The sequence below is a fragment of the Acidovorax sp. 99 genome, assembly GCF_003096455.1.
In the GTDB taxonomy this organism is placed as follows: domain Bacteria; phylum Pseudomonadota; class Gammaproteobacteria; order Burkholderiales; family Burkholderiaceae_C; genus Acidovorax; species Acidovorax delafieldii.
Window position 1 is genome coordinate 1,272,687 of record NZ_QEKU01000001.1, and the last position, 14,836, is coordinate 1,287,522.

Sequence of the window (14,836 nt, forward strand, 5' to 3'; positions counted from 1 at the left end):
CTGCCGCGTTCCGCATCATGTGGTGCCCCATCATGATGGGGCAACCGGGTTGAGCACAAAGTCGTATTCGACGAGGTAGCTGCCGTCGGGCTGCTGCTTCCAGTCCGCAATCAGCGAATGGCGCACGCCAAACACAGCGTCGGAGCCAAGGTAGGCGTCGTCACTGCGGAAGACATGCGTGATCAGGGTTTCGTAGCCTGGCGCCTTGATCATGAAGTGCAAATGCGCTGGCCGCCACGGGTGCCTGCCCATCGATTCGAGCAGTTGCCCCACAGGTCCGTCATGCGGGATCGCGTAAGGCACGGCAAGGATGGAGCGGAAGTGGAAATGCCCGGCAACGTCAGCGGTCAGGACGCCACGCGCCTGCGCATGCGTGATGCCCGCATGCTGTACGTCGTACAGGCCGTCCTCGTCCGACTGCCAGACATCGAGTTCCGCCTGGGGCACCGGCTCGCCGTCGATGCCGCGCACCGTTCCCCGCACCACGCAGGGAACGCCGTGCGCACCGTTGGAGATGTCCGCGCCGAGCGGGTAGCGCGGCGCATGCTGGACGTGGAACGGGCCGACCACCGTGGCCTCCGTGCAGCCTGCAGGTTTGTCGTTGTTTTGCGCTACGGTAAGCATCGACAACCCCAGCACGTCCGACAGCAGGATGAACTCCTGTCGCCTCTCATCGGTAATGTGGCCACAGCGGGTGAGAAAGTCGATGCCCTGGAACCATTCAGCCTCGGTGAGCTGCGCCTCACGCGCGAAGGCATGCAGGTGCCGCACCAGCAGGTCCATGATCTGCTTGAGGCGCGGATCGGGTGTCTGCGCCTGGCGGGCGAGCACGGCCTCGGTGATGGTGTGCTGATCAAGATTGCGCATGACGCGTGCTCCTCAGTTCTTTTAAAGGCAAGCGCCCCGGCTCAAGCGAGCCTGAAGGGCTTTTCATATCGCGTGGTGGTTTAACGTCCATCACGGCTCTACCGGGCGCGCAGCACCTCAACCAGAGTCTCTGGCTTCGATACATGGCGGCCCCACTGCATTCCCGGCCAGACATAACCCGGGACGCGCCGTTGGGTCATCAACCCATTGGCGAAGGTATTCCGGCAGGCGCAGGCGTAGACAGACAACGGAGTTGCGAGATGAGGCTTCGCAGCAGCTCAGGCAATCCATCGAATCGCGCATGCCCGTACAGGACAAAGTCGGGCCGCATCAGCACGGCATCCGCGTCGAGCTCATCCATCAGCGCGCGATATCTCCCATCGGCGTCGCCTACCCGGGCAAAGTCCGAGGACGGGCCATCTATCGCCATGCACCGAACACCAGCGGCATCGAGCGCCGCTTGCAGGGCTGGCTCAAACCCACCCGGGGGCGCGTGCCGCAACAGCAGCGCGAATGCAAAGCCAACGTGCTCATCAAACCGGAGCTTTCGGCCATCAACCACCAAGTGCCCCTGCCCCGGCAATGAACCAGCACCCGGTGCCAGCTTGCCGTCGCTCTGCCGCTGCAACATGCCATCGTTCAGCGTAGGAAACTCCGGCTTCGGTGTGAGCTTGAACCGGAACAACAGGTCGCGCACCACGGCCTTCATGGGATTGGCCGTGTTGGCGACCAGGCCCAGCGAGCGGGCTTGCTGCATCAGGGTGAGGACATGCGGGCGGCGCTCAGCTTCGTAGGTGTCCAGCAGCGCATCGCCTGAAACGCCGCGCAGCACCAAGTCCAGCTTCCATGCGAGATTGGCAGCATCCCGCATGCCTGAGCAAGCTCCTTGCCCCAGATAAGGCGGATTGGTATGCGCTGCGTCTCCCGCGAGGAAGACATTGCCGACACGCCAGCGCTTTGCCAGGCGGCACTCAAAGGTGTAGACGAGGTGGCGTATCAACTGCAAGTCGTCGCGGCCCAGTCCGTGGTACTGCTCCAGCAAACGCCAAGCGGCCTCTTCGCTGGCGATGTCTTCGGTCTTTTCATGGGGCAGCAGCGCAAATTCAAACCGTTGTCGCTTGCGACCGATCGGCATGAACATGTAGCCGCGACGAGGATCGCACACCTGCACTGCGTTCTCGTCGAACTTGGATGGAAGGGGCCGCTTCGGCTCCGTGTCCACACAAAGCCAGCGCTCATTGAAGCCGAAGTCAAGACGATCGACACCCAGCGCGGCGCGCACAAAACTCTTGGAACCATCACAGCCGACAAGGTAGCTGCCGTGCAGCACCACTCTGCCCCCGGATTGCGCAGCAGAATCCTGGCCTTTTTTCCAAGGTTGGATGGTCAGCTGCACTCCATCGTCCCCCTGCTCCAACGCCGACGCGATATAGCCACGAAACAGCGTCACGTTCGGCAGGTCCGTGATCCGTTCGTGGATTGCCTCTTCGATATGCGGCTGGTGCACGGACATGTGATCGTCCCAGATCATCTTGCGCGTGTTGCCATGGGCCACATCCATCAGCAATTGGCCTTTGCCGTTGACCCAGTTGTAGTGGGGCGTGGTCCACGCCTCCCGCAAGGCATGTTTGCCGTCAGCAGCCAGCGAGATAAGTCGGGCGGTCTCTCCATCGATGTGCGTCAGGCGTGGCAACCCATACAGACGCGGCCAACGCTCGACCACGGCGATGCGGTGCCCCTGCTGCCCCAGCAGTGATGCCAGCGTCAGACCTGTGGGCCCGTAACCGACGATGATGAGGTCGTATGGTGCCTCGTGGTTGTTCATGGTTGTCTCCTATTTGTAATCGTGGACTGCGGCTTGGGGATCAAGAATCGGGAAGAAGTTGTGCACAGAACCAATCCGCAACCTGCGCGTTGCGCCACGCCGCGTGGTTGTAAATGGTGTGTTCTCCATCCGGCCAGGTCATCAGCTGGCAGCGTTGTCTCTGTCCCAAATCGAAGAATGAGGCCTGCTCGCCCAGCGCAACGAGCGGGTCGCGCCCCCCCTCGACCACCAGCATCGCCGCATCGATCCGGTGCTTGTGCGGGCTCATCCGCAAATCCGTCAGGCGCTGCTCCAGCGCAGACTCGGACTCCACGCCGAACAGCGCAGCCATCTGCTCGCGGGCCGTACGGAAATCCGGCACCGTCGGTGCCATTGGCGCACCATTGATACAGACCGCAGAAACACGGGGATCCATCGCCGCCATGTGGGCCGCAAAGAGACCACCAAAACTGTTGCCGCAAACACCAACGCGGCGTGCGCCGCTAGCGTGGGCATGGTCGACGAAGCGCGTGAAAAGCGGCAAAGTTTCAGCGTCCAGGTGCAAGCCGGAGCGCATGCGCGTGGAGCCCTGACCCGGCCCCTCTGCCAGCACACACAACACGCCTCTGCGTGCTAACGCCTGTGCCATGGACAGGTACACAGCGCCCCAGCCACTGAGTCCGCCGACGATCACCACCGCTGCCAGCGGTGCACCCCCAGCAGGGGCCACCTGCCACCCGTAGAGGGCTCCCTCGGGGCTGGGCAGTTGCAACTCCGATACCGTCCCCACAATCGACCCATGGGCGATCACGGCCTGCCGACCCGCTTCATACAGCGCGGCCTTGCGCGGCTCATCTGCGTTGTATGCCAGTTGTGCCACGTGGTTGAGCGCAGCAGCACAGGCCCACGCCTGTGCTGCTGAAATCATGCAACCGTCGGCGGCGGCCTCCCGGGCCAGCGACGCATACCGCCCCGCCATGTCTTCGGCCACAAGATCCCACGCCGGTGCCTCCTTCGTGCTGATACGCGCCGTCAACTCCAGCGCATCACCGACGGTCACACCGTAGTCAACCAGGCGCGTCAAGGGCACTGCGCGCATCAACGCTGCGTTGCGTTTAGCCGAATCAGCACCGGCTTCGGACACGGGAAGCTGCAATCTCATCTCCTTCGTCTTGTGTGCCAGCGAGATTAGGAGAACCCTTCATATCGCTCAATAGACTTGATCGCAGAATAGATATCTGTGAAAACGATAACCGACTTCGATTTGAATGCACTGCAGCTCTTGACGGTGCTGGATCAGACACGCCACGTGGGCCGCGCAGCAGAGGTGCTGGGCATGAGCCAGTCCGGCTTCAGCACGGCGCTGGCCCGCTTGCGCAGAAGACTGGATGATGAGCTGTTCGTGCGGGTCAGTGGCAGCATGCAACCCACCCACCGCGCAGTGACCCTCGTGCAGACAGCCCGGGAAATCCTCATGCAGGTCGAAACCGGTATCCTCGGAAAGACAGATTTCGCCCCCCGGCATGCCCGTGTGGAGTTCCGGCTCTCCATGTCGGACGTGGCCGAGGTCGTTTTCCTTCCAAAGCTGTTGGGCCATCTGGCACAGCACGCTCCCCTGGCAACCGTGCACACCAGCTCCCCCATCGGCTCATCCCTGAGGGAGCGCATGGCAGACGGCGATGTAGATCTGGCGATTGGCTACCTTCCCGATCTGGAAATCGACAGCATCTTTCGCCAGCGCCTGACGTCCAATACCTACGCCTGCATCGTGCGATCCGGGCACCCCGTCGTTGTTGCAGGACTGAGCAAAGCGGCCTACCAAGAGCTGGGACATGTGGTCATTGCCACTCCAGCCAAGTCCACGTCGTTGCTCGAACGCACACTTGAGCGGCAACGCATTACGCGGCGAATTGTGCTCAGCACCCCCCACCACCTGAGCCTGCTGGCAGTCATCTCCGGCAGCGACCTGATCGCCACCCTGCCGCTAGGCACTGCGCTGGATTTCTCCAGGCGCGAAGGCGTGGAAGTTCTGGCACTTCCATTTCGCCCACCCATGTTCAGCGTTCACCAATATTGGCATCGGCGCGCGCAATCCGATCCACGCAACCGTTGGCTGCGTGAGCAATTTCGGCAGCTTTTTGATCAGCAGAACCCACTCTATAAAGACTGGATACGCGCTTTTTATAGCAATCTGCGGGAAGTTAAGTAAGCGGGCGGACGGCCGACGACTACATCTGTTGGTACAACGAGAAGCGTATCAAGATCTCCCATGGCTCTCTCAGCCCGATCGAATACCGGGTGAACCTTGGGCTTGTGGCATAGAACCAGTCCATGCTAGTTATCCGCACCCACAAAGCTGTGTGCCGAACTGGCAGAGCACAGAGACTCCTCACCGGAGGGGCAGGAACGATGTTTGGGTGGCTCGGAAACTCGGTCGCTCGGCAGCTTTTGGAACTGGGTCATTCTAAAAATAATGACGTGACGATTTTTCCCTGGTGGAGCGAAGGTGAGCCGAGGCTTGGCCGGCAAATGCATTCCGTGTCGAGGCTTTCATTAATCACCAAGGCAAGTTGATGGATGCTGAATGAGTCTTCTTTGGCAACCGAGCGGTTACCGAAGTGGCCGAAATTAGAGAAAGCAGACATTGCCGTTGCAGGGCTAATTGACTGCATCCAGCCTCTTGCAGTCATCGGAGCGTTTAGGGGCTGCTCGGACCGCAAGAACTTCTGGAAAAACCAAAAAAAGAGCGCTCAAACTGAGCGCTCTTTTTTATGTAGCAGCTAGCCCAAACAGGGCTGCGGCTTGCTTCGTATTTCCAGGTCGTCTTTACCCGTCAAGTTCGAGTTTACGACTTTACTGTTACAAATGCCCCCCCGCAAACCCGCATGAATGCAGGAGGCTTGTTTACGACTTTATTTGCGTGTTTACGACTTGAATTACCCAGAATAAAAAAGCGGTCCGTTCGACAAGTCACTCCACCGTGACGCTCTTGGCCAAATTTCTGGGCTTGTCCACATCCGTCCCCCGCGCGCAGGCCGTGTGATACGCCAGCAGCTGCAGCGGCACCACGTGCAGCAGCGGGCTCAAGGGGCCGTAGTGCTCGGGCATGCGGATGACGTGGATGCCCTCGCTGCTTTCGATGCGGGTGTCGGCGTCAGCCAGCACGTACAGCACACCCGCGCGCGCGCGCACCTCTTGCATGTTGCTCTTGAGCTTTTCGAGCAGGGTGTCGTTGGGTGCTACGGTGACCACGGGCATGGCGCTGGTCACCAGGGCGAGGGGGCCGTGCTTGAGTTCGCCGGCCGGGTAGGCCTCGGCGTGGATGTAGCTGATTTCCTTGAGCTTCAGGGCACCTTCGAGGGCGATGGGGTAATGCAGCCCCCGGCCCAAAAAGAGCGCGTTTTCCATGCGCGCAAAGTCTTCGGCCCAGCTGATGATTTGTGGCTCCAGCGCCAGAACGGCCTGCAGGGCCACAGGCAGGTGGCGCATGGCCTTGAGGTGAGCGGCCTCTTGCTCTTCACTCAAGCGGCCCTTGCTCTGCGCCAGCGCCAGCGTCAGCAAGAACAGGCCTGCCAGCTGGGTGGTGAAGGCCTTGGTGCTGGCCACGCCGATCTCGACCCCGGCGCGCGTGATGTAGGCCAGCTTGCATTCGCGCACCATGGCGCTGGTGGCGACGTTGCAGATGGTGAGCGTGTGCTGCATGCCCAACGACTGCGCGTGGCGCAGGGCGGCCAGCGTGTCGGCGGTTTCGCCGCTTTGGCTGATGGTGACAACGAGGGTGCGCGGGTTGGGCACGCTGGTGCGGTAGCGGTATTCACTGGCCACTTCCACTTGCGTGGGGATGCCAGCAATGTCTTCCAGCCAGTATTTGGCGGTGCAGCCGCTGTAGTAGCTCGTACCGCAGGCCAGGATCAACACGTTGTCGATCTCCTTGAAAACACGCCAGGCGGCCGCGCCGGGCTCGCCATGCTGGCCTGCGCCGTCGAACAGCTCGGGCACGATGCCGGCCAGGCCTTCCAGCGTGTCGGCAATCGCGCGTGGCTGCTCGAAGATTTCCTTTTGCATGTAGTGGCGGTAAGGCCCCAGCTCGGCCGCACCACTGTGGGCGAGCACGGTGCGCACGGGGCGCTGCTCGGTGGTCAGCGCGCCGCCTTCCTTGCCGACGATCCAGTAGCGGCCCAGCTGCAGGTCCACCAGGTCGCCTTCTTCCAGGTAGATGATCTGGTCGGTCACGCCCGCCAGGGCCATGGCGTCGCTGGCCAGAAAGTGCTCGCGCGACGCAGATGCGCCAGCGGTGGCGTCTTTGCCCACCCCCAGGATCAATGGGGACCCGGCGCGTGCCCCCACCACGCGGTGGGGTTCGTCCTTGTGCATGACGGCGATGGCGTAGGCGCCGTGCAGTTCGGCCACGGTGGCCTCCACGGCTTCGAACAGGTCGCCGCTGTAGTGGCTGTCCACCAGATGGGCGATGACTTCCGTGTCGGTCTGGCTCGCAAACACATAGCCGCGTGCCTGCAGTGCCTTGCGCAGTTCTTCGTGGTTTTCAATGATGCCGTTGTGCACCAGCGCCACGCGACCTGCGCCTTGGACCTGCGCGTCTGCGCCCGTGCCGTGGCTGAAATGCGGATGGGCGTTGTGCACGGCGGGCGCGCCGTGCGTGGCCCAGCGGGTGTGGGCGATGCCGGTGGCACCGTCGATGTGCTCGGTGCTCACCTGCTCCAGCAGCTCGGCCACGCGGGCGGTGCTGCGGGCGCGCTGCAGGCCGGCAGGGCGCGTGGCGTCGAGACTGGACGCATGCACGGCCACGCCGCAGGAGTCATAGCCCCGGTATTCAAGCCGCTGCAGGCCCTGCACGAGGATGGGAACGATGTTGCGCGTGGAGACTGCGCCGACGATGCCGCACATGGTGGTTGCCCTTGGGTTGGATTCGATGGGGCGATCGTAGGCAGCAAAGAGAAAAATTATTCATTGATATTTGCACAAAAATGAACTTAAATTTCACCAATTCACATCGGTGAAATTTTCATTCATTTTTTATCAGTCAATGGAATCCATATCTCTCGATGCGATCGATCTCCAGCTGCTCAACCTGCTGCAAACCGATGCCGCACAAAGTAACCAGGCCCTGGCCGAACAGGTGCACGTGTCCCCGCCCACCTGCCTGCGCCGGGTCAAGCGCCTGCATGATGTGGGGCTGATCGAGCGGCAGGTGGCCATCCTGCAGCCCGACCGACTGGCAGCGCTGCAGGGCCATGGGCTGGGGTGCATCGTGGAGGTGTCGCTGGACCGCCAGGGTGCAGAACAACTCGACGCGTTCGAAGCCCGCGCCGTGCAGGAGGCCGCGGTGCAGCAGTGCTGGCGCGTGTCGCCGGGGCCCGACTTTGTGCTGGTGGTGCACACGCGGGACATGCCGGGCTACCTGGCGCTGTCGCAGCGGCTGTTCACGGGCGACGCCAATGTGCGCAATGTGAAGGCGTTCTTTGCGACCCGGCGGGCCAAATTTGAAACAAAAGTGCCAGTAGCGCTAGTGTGATATGCCTTGATTGCTATTAATTTGTTAGCAAGTCACCCCAAATCATCACCAACGCCCTCTCACCAGCGAGCCCCACAAACCACCCAGACAGACCAGGCAACAAGGCCCCACCACCCATCAACGCCATCCAGGCGACGGATGGGGCATGGCCCACGGTCATTTCTTGCTGGTCTCGCCTGGCGGTGCGTTGTAAGCTCCGCCGCACTTTCTACCTACCTGGCCGGTGAATGCCCGCGTGGCAGCGCCGCCTTTCCCCCGCATACCCCATGCCGACGCCCCGCCGCCAGATGCCACGCCGCATCTACCCCTTGCGCATCCTGGGCATGGGGCTGGGCGGCATGGTTGTGGCAACGGTGCTATGGGAGCGCCAGGCATCTCCCCCAGCCTGGACGGCGCTGCTGCTGGCCACGCTGGTGTGGCCGCACGTGGCCTACCTGCTCACACGCCGCGCGGCCGACCCGTACGCCGCCGAAGTGCGCAACCTGCTCATCGACTCGGCGCTGGTCGCTGCGCTGGTGCCGCTGATGCACTTCAACCTGCTGCCCAGCGTGATGTTGCTCACCTTGACCATGGTGGACAAGATCACGACCGGCATCCGGGGGCTGTGGGCGCGCGCCCTGTGGGTGATGCTGGCGGCCGGCGCCGCCAGCACGGCGGTCATGGGCCTGCAGTGGGCGCCCGAGACCTCCATGCGCGTGATGGTGGCCTGCCTGCCGGTGATGTCGCTGCACACGCTGTCGGTCAGCGCCGTCAGCTACCAGCTCATCCGGCAGTCTGCGCGCCAGAACCAGATGCTGGACGAACTGCGCCGCGTGGACGCGCTGACCGGCCTGTTCGGGCGCGGCCACTGGCAAGAGCAGGCAGAGGCCGCACTGCGCCGCCACCACACCACCGACGAGCCCGCCTGCATGCTGATGCTGGACATCGACCATTTCAAGGAGATCAACGACGCCTACGGCCACACCGTGGGCGACGAGGTGATCCGCGCGCTGGCCCATGTGGTGCGGGGCAACGTGCGCGCAGGCGACTGCGCGGGGCGCTACGGCGGGGACGAGTTCGCCATCGTGCTGCCCGGCATGCAGGCCCGGGACGCCCTGGCCATTGCCCAGCGCATCCGCGAGCAGACCGAAGGCGTGCGCCTGCGCAGCCTGCCCGAATTGCGCATCACCAGCAGCATCGGCGTGGCCCCGGCAGACCACCGCCACAGCAGCCTGCGCGCGTGGATCGACGCGGCCGATGCGGCGCTCTACGTCGCCAAGAACGGCGGACGCAATCAGGTGGCGGGGTGCATGGAACCGGCGCTGGTGCCGGCGGTGTAGCCACCAGCACTGCGTGCAGCTTCAGGACTCGTCGGCGGCAACTGCAGGATTCACCGGCCACTGCACCCGCACCGTGCAACCGCCCCCCAGCACCGCCGTGGCACTGATTTGTGCGCCGTGGCGCTGCGCAAGGGCGCGGCACAGCGCGAGCCCCGTGCCCACACCCTCGAACTCCGTCTCGCGGTGCAGGCGCTGGAACACGCCGAACAAACTGCCCGCGCGCGCCGGGTCAAAGCCCACGCCGTTGTCCTGCACGGTGAAGGCGCCCTGGCCTGCGGGCGCCGCGTCCGCCGACACCGTGATGCACGGGTGCGCCACGGAGCGCGTGAACTTGAGGGCGTTGCCCAGCAGTTGCACCAGCAGATCCTGCAGCAGCGTCGGGTCGGCCCACAGCGTGGGCAAATCGGCACCCACACGCCATTCCACCGCGCGTCCGGCCTCGGCCGGGGCCAGTGTGGCGCGCGCCTGGGCCATTGCATCGGCCAGCGGCACGGGCTGCAGGCGCAGCGGCGCACGGCTGGCACGCACCAGGGCTTGCAGCCCGTCGATCATGAGCCCCATGCGCCGAGCCGAGTGGTCCATGGTGGCGAGGAAGCCCAGGGCCTCTTGCACCTCTGCACCCTGCACCACCTCGGGCGGCAGGTCGCCCAACACCTCGCGCACCAGCGTTCCGTAAGACGTCACATGCCGCAGCGGCGCGCGCAGGTCGTGCGAGACGGCGCGCAAGAACTCCTCTTGCGCAGCCGCCATATCGGCCACCTGCTGCCGGCTGCGGGCCAGTTCGGCGCGCAGCTGTTCGGGGGTCATGTCTGCACCAGCCACTTTCATCTCCCGCCGCAGGCCACAGAAGCGTGCACGGCACAACGAGGCGCCAACGCGCTACGCACGAAGACGAAGGCGCAGGCGAGGACAGCCAGCAAGGGCCGCCCCGCAGCAAAGGCTGTCGTCCCCCTGGAGGGGGAAGGCGCGAAGCGACTCAGGGGGTGCTTCATTTTTTCGGACGGGACCAGTTGGCAATGCTGACTTGCTTGCCCCGCGCCACGCTCAACGCGCCGGGCGCCGTGCTCTTGGTGATGGTGCTGCCGCCGCCCACCGTGCCGCCTGCGCCAATGGTCACGGGCGCCACCAGCACACAGTTGCTGCCCACATGCACGTCGGCCTCGATCACCGTGCGGTGCTTGTTGGCGCCGTCGTAGTTGGCGGTGATGCTGCCCGCGCCGTAGTTCACGCGCTCGCCCACCGTGGCGTCGCCCAGGTAGGCCAGGTGGTTGGCCTTGGCGCCGTCGGCCAGCGTGCTGTTCTTCACTTCGACAAAGTTGCCGATGTGCACTTCGCGGCCCAGCTGTGCGCCGGGGCGCAGGCGGGCAAAGGGGCCGATCAGCGCGCCCTCGCCCACGGTGGCTCCAGCCTTTTCGCCGTCGATGTGGGTGTAGGGGTGGATCACCGCGCCTGCTGCGATGCGCGCATTGGCGATGCAGCAGTTCGCGCCAATGCTCACGCCCTCGCCCAGCTCCACGCGGCCGGTGAAGACGCAGTTCACGTCGATCTCCACGTCCTGCCCGCAGACCAGCTCGCCGCGCACTCCGGTGCGGGTGTCGTCGCGCAGGTCAAAGCGGGCGGGGTCGGCCAGGCGCACGCCTTGCTCCATCAAGGCTCGGGCCTGGCGCAGCTGGTGGGCACGCTCCAGCTCAGCCAGTTGCAGCGGGCTGTTGACGCCCGCCACCTGCAGCGCGTCGGTGATGCGGTGGGCGACCACGGGCACACCATCGGCCACGGCCATGGCGACGATGTCGGTGAGGTAGTACTCGCCCTGGGCGTTGTGGTTGGTCAGCCGCGCCAGCCAGGGCGTGAGCAGCCGCGCGGGCACAGCCATGATGCCGCTGTAGACCTCGGTGATGGCGCGCTGGGTGTCGGTGGCGTCCTTGTGCTCGACGATGCCTTGCACTGCGCCGTCGGCGTTGCGCACGATGCGGCCGTAGCCGGTGGGGTCGGGCAGGGTCACCGTCAGCAGGGCCAGCTTGCTGCCTTCGCTAGCAGCCACCAGGGCGCGCAGGGTGTCGGCTTGCGTCAGCGGCACATCGCCCGACAGGACCACGGCCGTGCCGTCGTCGCGCAGTTGCGGCACGGCCTGCTGCACTGCGTGGCCGGTGCCCAGCTGGGGCTCCTGGCGCACAAACTTCAGGTCAAAAGTGCCGGTAGCGTTAGTCGCGTTTGTGGTAGCTGCTTCTACTTCTGCAGCACCATGGCCTGTGATGACAATGGCGCTGCGGGCCTGCAGGTGCGCGGCCTGGTCCAGCACGTGGTGCAGCAGCGGGCGCCCGGCCAGGCGCTGCAGCACTTTGGGGATGCGGCTTTTCATGCGCGTGCCTTTGCCGGCCGCCATGATGAGGATGTCGAGTGGGGTCATGAAAATGGAATGGGGGTTGCGCAGCACAAGCCCGACGCGCGGGCGTTGCGTGGATTATCGGCTGCAGCCCACGGGGCACAACACGCTATCCAATCCATAGCTAACTGCATATGATTGACTAGCGCTTGCGGCCTGTTAAACCCCAAACCTGCCGCAACGACGGCGCTACAGCAGCGGCATCAAGCGTGGCGGGGTGTCGTAGTACTCGGCAATGCGCGCCAGCGCGCGGGTGTTGAGCAGGCGCAGCCGCCCGTTTTTCAGCTCGTGCAGGCCCAGCATGGCCAGGCGCCGCAGCGTCTTGTTGGTGTGCACCAGCGACAGCCCGAGTGCATCGGCAATGTGCTGCTGGTTGAGCGGGAAGGCCACCGAGCCATCTTCCACCAGCCCGATACGGTCGAGCCGGCGGTACAGGTGCATCAGCAGCATGGCCACACGCTCGGTGGCGTTGCGGCGGCCGGCGGTGAGCAGGTTGTCGTCCACATGGCCCTCTTCGTGCGCCGACAGCCAGGTGATGTCGTAGCCCAGGCGCGGGTGCTCGCGAAACAGCGCCCACAGGCTGTCGTTCTGGAACACGCACAGCGAGCAGTCGGTCAGCGCCTCGATGCCGTGGGCCGACACATCGCCAAACTCCTGCTGCAGGCCTACCAGGTCACCGGGCAGCAGGAAGTTGAGGATCTGGCGGCGCCCGTCGCTCAGCGTCTTGTAGCGAAACGCCCAGCCCGAATACAGCGTGAACAGCTTGGCGTTGGTCTGGTTCTCGCGCACCAGCGCGCCGCCCGCTTCCACGGCAAGGCTGTCGGTGCGAAAGCCTTCGATGAAATCCAGCACCTCCGGCTTCACGGCCGTGAAGGCCCCCGTTTTGCGCAAGCGGCATTGCTGGCAGGCGGGCGGACACGCATGGGGCGGCAGGGAGACGTTCATGGTGGCGCCATTCTAGGGACCCGGGCCGTGACCGCGAAGCCGTGCAGCCGCCCCGCAACGCCTGCCGCGCCTATGTCTTTTGACATTGCACCGCGCAGCCGGGCCTTCTACATTGGGTGCTACTTATGAAAATCAGCTCCGCCCTTTACGAAGTTCTCTACGTCAGCACGCTGGCGCCCGACCAGCCGACCGCCGTCGTGGCAGAGATTGCCGCGAAGGCGCGCCAGGTCAACGCCGAGCTGGACGTGACGGGCCTGCTGATCTTTGACGGCCAGCGCTTTTGCCAGCAGCTCGAAGGCCCGCAAAAGGCTGTGCTCAAGCTCATCGAACGCATCCGCAACGACCCGCGCCATGTGAACGTGGAGGTGGTACACAACGGCCCGTTGGCGGGGCGGCGGTTTCAGCAGTTCAGCCTGGCGTTCAGCACGGTGGAAGACGCCGATGCGCTGGCCCGCATGGAGCGGCTCGATGGTGAAGCGGCACTGGCCGCGTTTGAAGCCATGCGCGGAGAACTCGTGATCTGAACAGGCGCTGCCGGGCGCCCTTTGCACACCGTGCGGCGCCTGGGCCCGCGTTGCCAGCCTCAAGCCGTGGGCAACCAGCGCCGCAGGATCAGCGTGGCATTCACGCCGCCAAAACCAAACCCGTTGAGCATGGCATGCGTGAGCGCCATGGACCGGGGCTGCAGGGCTACCAGGTCCAGCCCCTCGGCCAGCGCATCGGGCGTGTGCAGGTTCAGCGTGCCGGGCACCACCTGGTCGCGCAGCGCCAGGGTGGTGAAGATGGCGGCCACGGCGCCCGCCGCCCCCAGCAGGTGCCCGGTGGCCGACTTGGTCGAACTGATGGCCACCTGCGCACCCGCGCCGAACACCCTGCCAATGGCGGCCAGCTCGCCCCGGTCACCCACACCGGTGGACGTGGCGTGTGCGTTCAGATGCTGCACGTCCTGGGCCGTGAGCCCTGCCTGCGCCAGCGCGGCCCACATGCTGCGCGCGGCGCCGTCACCGTCTTCAGGGCCGGAGGTGATGTGGTACGCGTCGGCCGACGTGCCGTAGCCCACCAGCTCGGCCAACGGCTGTGCGCCGCGCGCCAGGGCATGGTCCAGCGCTTCGATCACCAGCATGCCTGCGCCCTCGCCCATCACAAAGCCGTCGCGCTGCGCATCGAACGGGCGCGATGCCTGCTCAGGCGTGTCGTTGAACGCCGTACCCAAAGCCTTGGCCGCCGCAAAACCGCCCAGGCTCACACGGTCGATAGCGGCCTCGCTGCCGCCGCACACGGCCACATCGGCCTCGCCGCAGCGGATCAGGCGTGCGGCATCGCCAATCGCCTGCACGCTGGCGGCGCACGCAGTGACCGGTGCCCCCAGCGGTCCCTTGAGCCCGTGGCGGATCGACACCTGCCCCGCCGCCAGATTGACCAGGAATGACGGCACCGTGAACGGCGACAGCCGCTGCGGCCCGCGCGTGTCGGTGGTGCGCACGGCCTCGGCAATCGCACCAAAGCCGCCGATGCCCGAGGCGATCACCGTGGCCGTGCGCTCACGCGCCCGCTCGTCGGCCGGCGGCCAGCCCGCCTGCGCCAGCGCCTGCTGCGCGGCGCCCAGCGCAAAGGGGATGAAGCGGTCCATCTTGCGCTGGTCTTTGGACGAGACGATGGCGTCCACATCCCAGCCGCCCTCGGGGTCTTGCGCTATGCCGGGAACCTGCCCGGCAACCTTGGCGGCAATGCCTTCTGTCACCGCGTCCGGCAAGCGCGAGAGGCCGGAGCGCCCAGCCAGCAAGCGCTGCCACGCCAGTTCTACGCCGCAGCCCAGCGGCGACACCAGGCCCATGCCCGTGACCACCACGCGGCGCATCAGGCCACCCCCTCGTTGCTGCACATACCACTCGCTTTTTTCATGGATTCACCTCGTCAGACAGTTGGGGCACAGAGGTTCTGCACCTTTATGATTGCAATCGTCATCATAAACCGCAAACTCATTT

The 14,836-nt window shown here is 64.8% G+C and carries 12 protein-coding genes and 1 pseudogene; 5 read left to right on the plus strand and 8 right to left on the minus strand.

Annotated features, from left to right (window positions below; all coding sequences use genetic code 11):
• Positions 1 to 30: 30 nt before the first annotated feature.
• The 3 genes from C8C95_RS05965 to C8C95_RS05975 all read right to left on the minus strand — a co-directional run bounded on the left by C8C95_RS05965 (position 31) and on the right by C8C95_RS05975 (position 3,833).
• Positions 31 to 867, minus strand: a complete 837-nt coding sequence (locus C8C95_RS05965) for an intradiol ring-cleavage dioxygenase (RefSeq protein WP_116747990.1) — start codon at positions 865 to 867, stop codon at positions 31 to 33.
• A 199-nt stretch (positions 868 to 1,066) separates the two neighbouring features.
• Positions 1,067 to 2,692: a bifunctional 3-(3-hydroxy-phenyl)propionate/3-hydroxycinnamic acid hydroxylase gene (locus C8C95_RS05970; RefSeq protein ID WP_116747991.1), complete on the minus strand. Its 1,626-nt coding sequence runs from the start codon at positions 2,690 to 2,692 to the stop codon at positions 1,067 to 1,069.
• A 40-nt stretch (positions 2,693 to 2,732) separates the two neighbouring features.
• Positions 2,733 to 3,833: an alpha/beta fold hydrolase gene (locus tag C8C95_RS05975; RefSeq protein WP_116747992.1), complete on the minus strand. Its 1,101-nt coding sequence runs from the start codon at positions 3,831 to 3,833 to the stop codon at positions 2,733 to 2,735.
• A gap of 78 nt (positions 3,834 to 3,911) precedes the next feature.
• Between C8C95_RS05975 and C8C95_RS05980 the strand changes: the two genes are divergently transcribed.
• A complete protein-coding gene (locus tag C8C95_RS05980; protein WP_116747993.1) occupies positions 3,912 to 4,880 on the plus strand; it encodes a LysR family transcriptional regulator in 969 nt (322 codons plus the stop codon).
• A 14-nt stretch (positions 4,881 to 4,894) separates the two neighbouring features.
• Positions 4,895 to 4,993 (plus strand): annotated as a pseudogene (locus C8C95_RS05985) (IS3 family transposase); the annotation flags it as partial.
• A gap of 648 nt (positions 4,994 to 5,641) precedes the next feature.
• On the opposite strand, the gene glmS reads toward C8C95_RS05985, so the two are convergent.
• The gene (glmS, locus tag C8C95_RS05990) at positions 5,642 to 7,576 is read right to left on the minus strand and encodes a glutamine--fructose-6-phosphate transaminase (isomerizing) (RefSeq protein WP_116747994.1); all 1,935 of its coding nucleotides are present in this window, start codon (positions 7,574 to 7,576) and stop codon (positions 5,642 to 5,644) included.
• A 139-nt stretch (positions 7,577 to 7,715) separates the two neighbouring features.
• On the opposite strand from glmS, the gene C8C95_RS05995 reads away from it, so the two are divergent.
• The gene (locus tag C8C95_RS05995; RefSeq protein ID WP_108498955.1) at positions 7,716 to 8,204 is read left to right on the plus strand and encodes an Lrp/AsnC family transcriptional regulator; all 489 of its coding nucleotides are present in this window, start codon (positions 7,716 to 7,718) and stop codon (positions 8,202 to 8,204) included.
• A gap of 266 nt (positions 8,205 to 8,470) precedes the next feature.
• Positions 8,471 to 9,523 carry a diguanylate cyclase gene (locus tag C8C95_RS06000; RefSeq protein ID WP_116747995.1) on the plus strand — a complete coding sequence of 351 codons (1,053 nt, stop codon included), beginning with the start codon at positions 8,471 to 8,473 and terminating at the stop codon, positions 9,521 to 9,523.
• A gap of 21 nt (positions 9,524 to 9,544) precedes the next feature.
• Here C8C95_RS06000 and C8C95_RS06005 read toward each other — a convergent pair whose 3' ends face one another.
• The 3 genes from C8C95_RS06005 to C8C95_RS06015 form a co-directional block, all read right to left on the minus strand.
• Positions 9,545 to 10,330, minus strand: a complete 786-nt coding sequence (locus tag C8C95_RS06005) for an ATP-binding protein (RefSeq protein ID WP_207780574.1) — start codon at positions 10,328 to 10,330, stop codon at positions 9,545 to 9,547.
• Positions 10,331 to 10,511: 181 nt separating this feature from the next.
• The gene (gene glmU, locus C8C95_RS06010) at positions 10,512 to 11,930 is read right to left on the minus strand and encodes a bifunctional UDP-N-acetylglucosamine diphosphorylase/glucosamine-1-phosphate N-acetyltransferase GlmU (RefSeq protein WP_116750156.1); all 1,419 of its coding nucleotides are present in this window, start codon (positions 11,928 to 11,930) and stop codon (positions 10,512 to 10,514) included.
• 165 nt (positions 11,931 to 12,095) lie between these two features.
• Positions 12,096 to 12,851, minus strand: a complete 756-nt coding sequence (locus C8C95_RS06015) for a Crp/Fnr family transcriptional regulator (RefSeq protein ID WP_116747997.1) — start codon at positions 12,849 to 12,851, stop codon at positions 12,096 to 12,098.
• A gap of 125 nt (positions 12,852 to 12,976) precedes the next feature.
• On the opposite strand from C8C95_RS06015, the gene C8C95_RS06020 reads away from it, so the two are divergent.
• Positions 12,977 to 13,375, plus strand: a complete 399-nt coding sequence (locus tag C8C95_RS06020) for a BLUF domain-containing protein (RefSeq protein WP_056743858.1) — start codon at positions 12,977 to 12,979, stop codon at positions 13,373 to 13,375.
• A 59-nt stretch (positions 13,376 to 13,434) separates the two neighbouring features.
• Here C8C95_RS06020 and fabF read toward each other — a convergent pair whose 3' ends face one another.
• A complete protein-coding gene (fabF, locus tag C8C95_RS06025) occupies positions 13,435 to 14,709 on the minus strand; it encodes a beta-ketoacyl-ACP synthase II (protein ID WP_116747998.1) in 1,275 nt (424 codons plus the stop codon).
• Positions 14,710 to 14,836: the final 127 nt, after the last annotated feature.

Excerpts from the sequence above, each read along its gene's own strand:
- C8C95_RS06000 (WP_116747995.1), top strand. The coding sequence starts at position 8,471 with ATGCCGACGCCCCGCCGCCAGATGCCACGCCGCATCTACCCCTTGCGC.
- C8C95_RS06020 (WP_056743858.1), top strand. The coding sequence starts at position 12,977 with ATGAAAATCAGCTCCGCCCTTTACGAAGTTCTCTACGTCAGCACGCTG.
- glmS (WP_116747994.1), bottom strand. The coding sequence starts at position 7,576 with ATGTGCGGCATCGTCGGCGCAGTCTCCACGCGCAACATCGTTCCCATC.
- C8C95_RS06005 (WP_207780574.1), bottom strand. The coding sequence starts at position 10,330 with ATGACCCCCGAACAGCTGCGCGCCGAACTGGCCCGCAGCCGGCAGCAG.
- fabF (WP_116747998.1), bottom strand. The coding sequence starts at position 14,709 with ATGCGCCGCGTGGTGGTCACGGGCATGGGCCTGGTGTCGCCGCTGGGC.
- C8C95_RS05975 (WP_116747992.1), bottom strand. The coding sequence starts at position 3,833 with ATGAGATTGCAGCTTCCCGTGTCCGAAGCCGGTGCTGATTCGGCTAAA.
- C8C95_RS05970 (WP_116747991.1), bottom strand. The coding sequence starts at position 2,692 with ATGAACAACCACGAGGCACCATACGACCTCATCATCGTCGGTTACGGG.
- glmU (WP_116750156.1), bottom strand. The coding sequence starts at position 11,930 with ATGACCCCACTCGACATCCTCATCATGGCGGCCGGCAAAGGCACGCGC.
- C8C95_RS05995 (WP_108498955.1), top strand. The coding sequence starts at position 7,716 with ATGGAATCCATATCTCTCGATGCGATCGATCTCCAGCTGCTCAACCTG.
- C8C95_RS06015 (WP_116747997.1), bottom strand. The coding sequence starts at position 12,851 with ATGAACGTCTCCCTGCCGCCCCATGCGTGTCCGCCCGCCTGCCAGCAA.
- C8C95_RS05965 (WP_116747990.1), bottom strand. The coding sequence starts at position 867 with ATGCGCAATCTTGATCAGCACACCATCACCGAGGCCGTGCTCGCCCGC.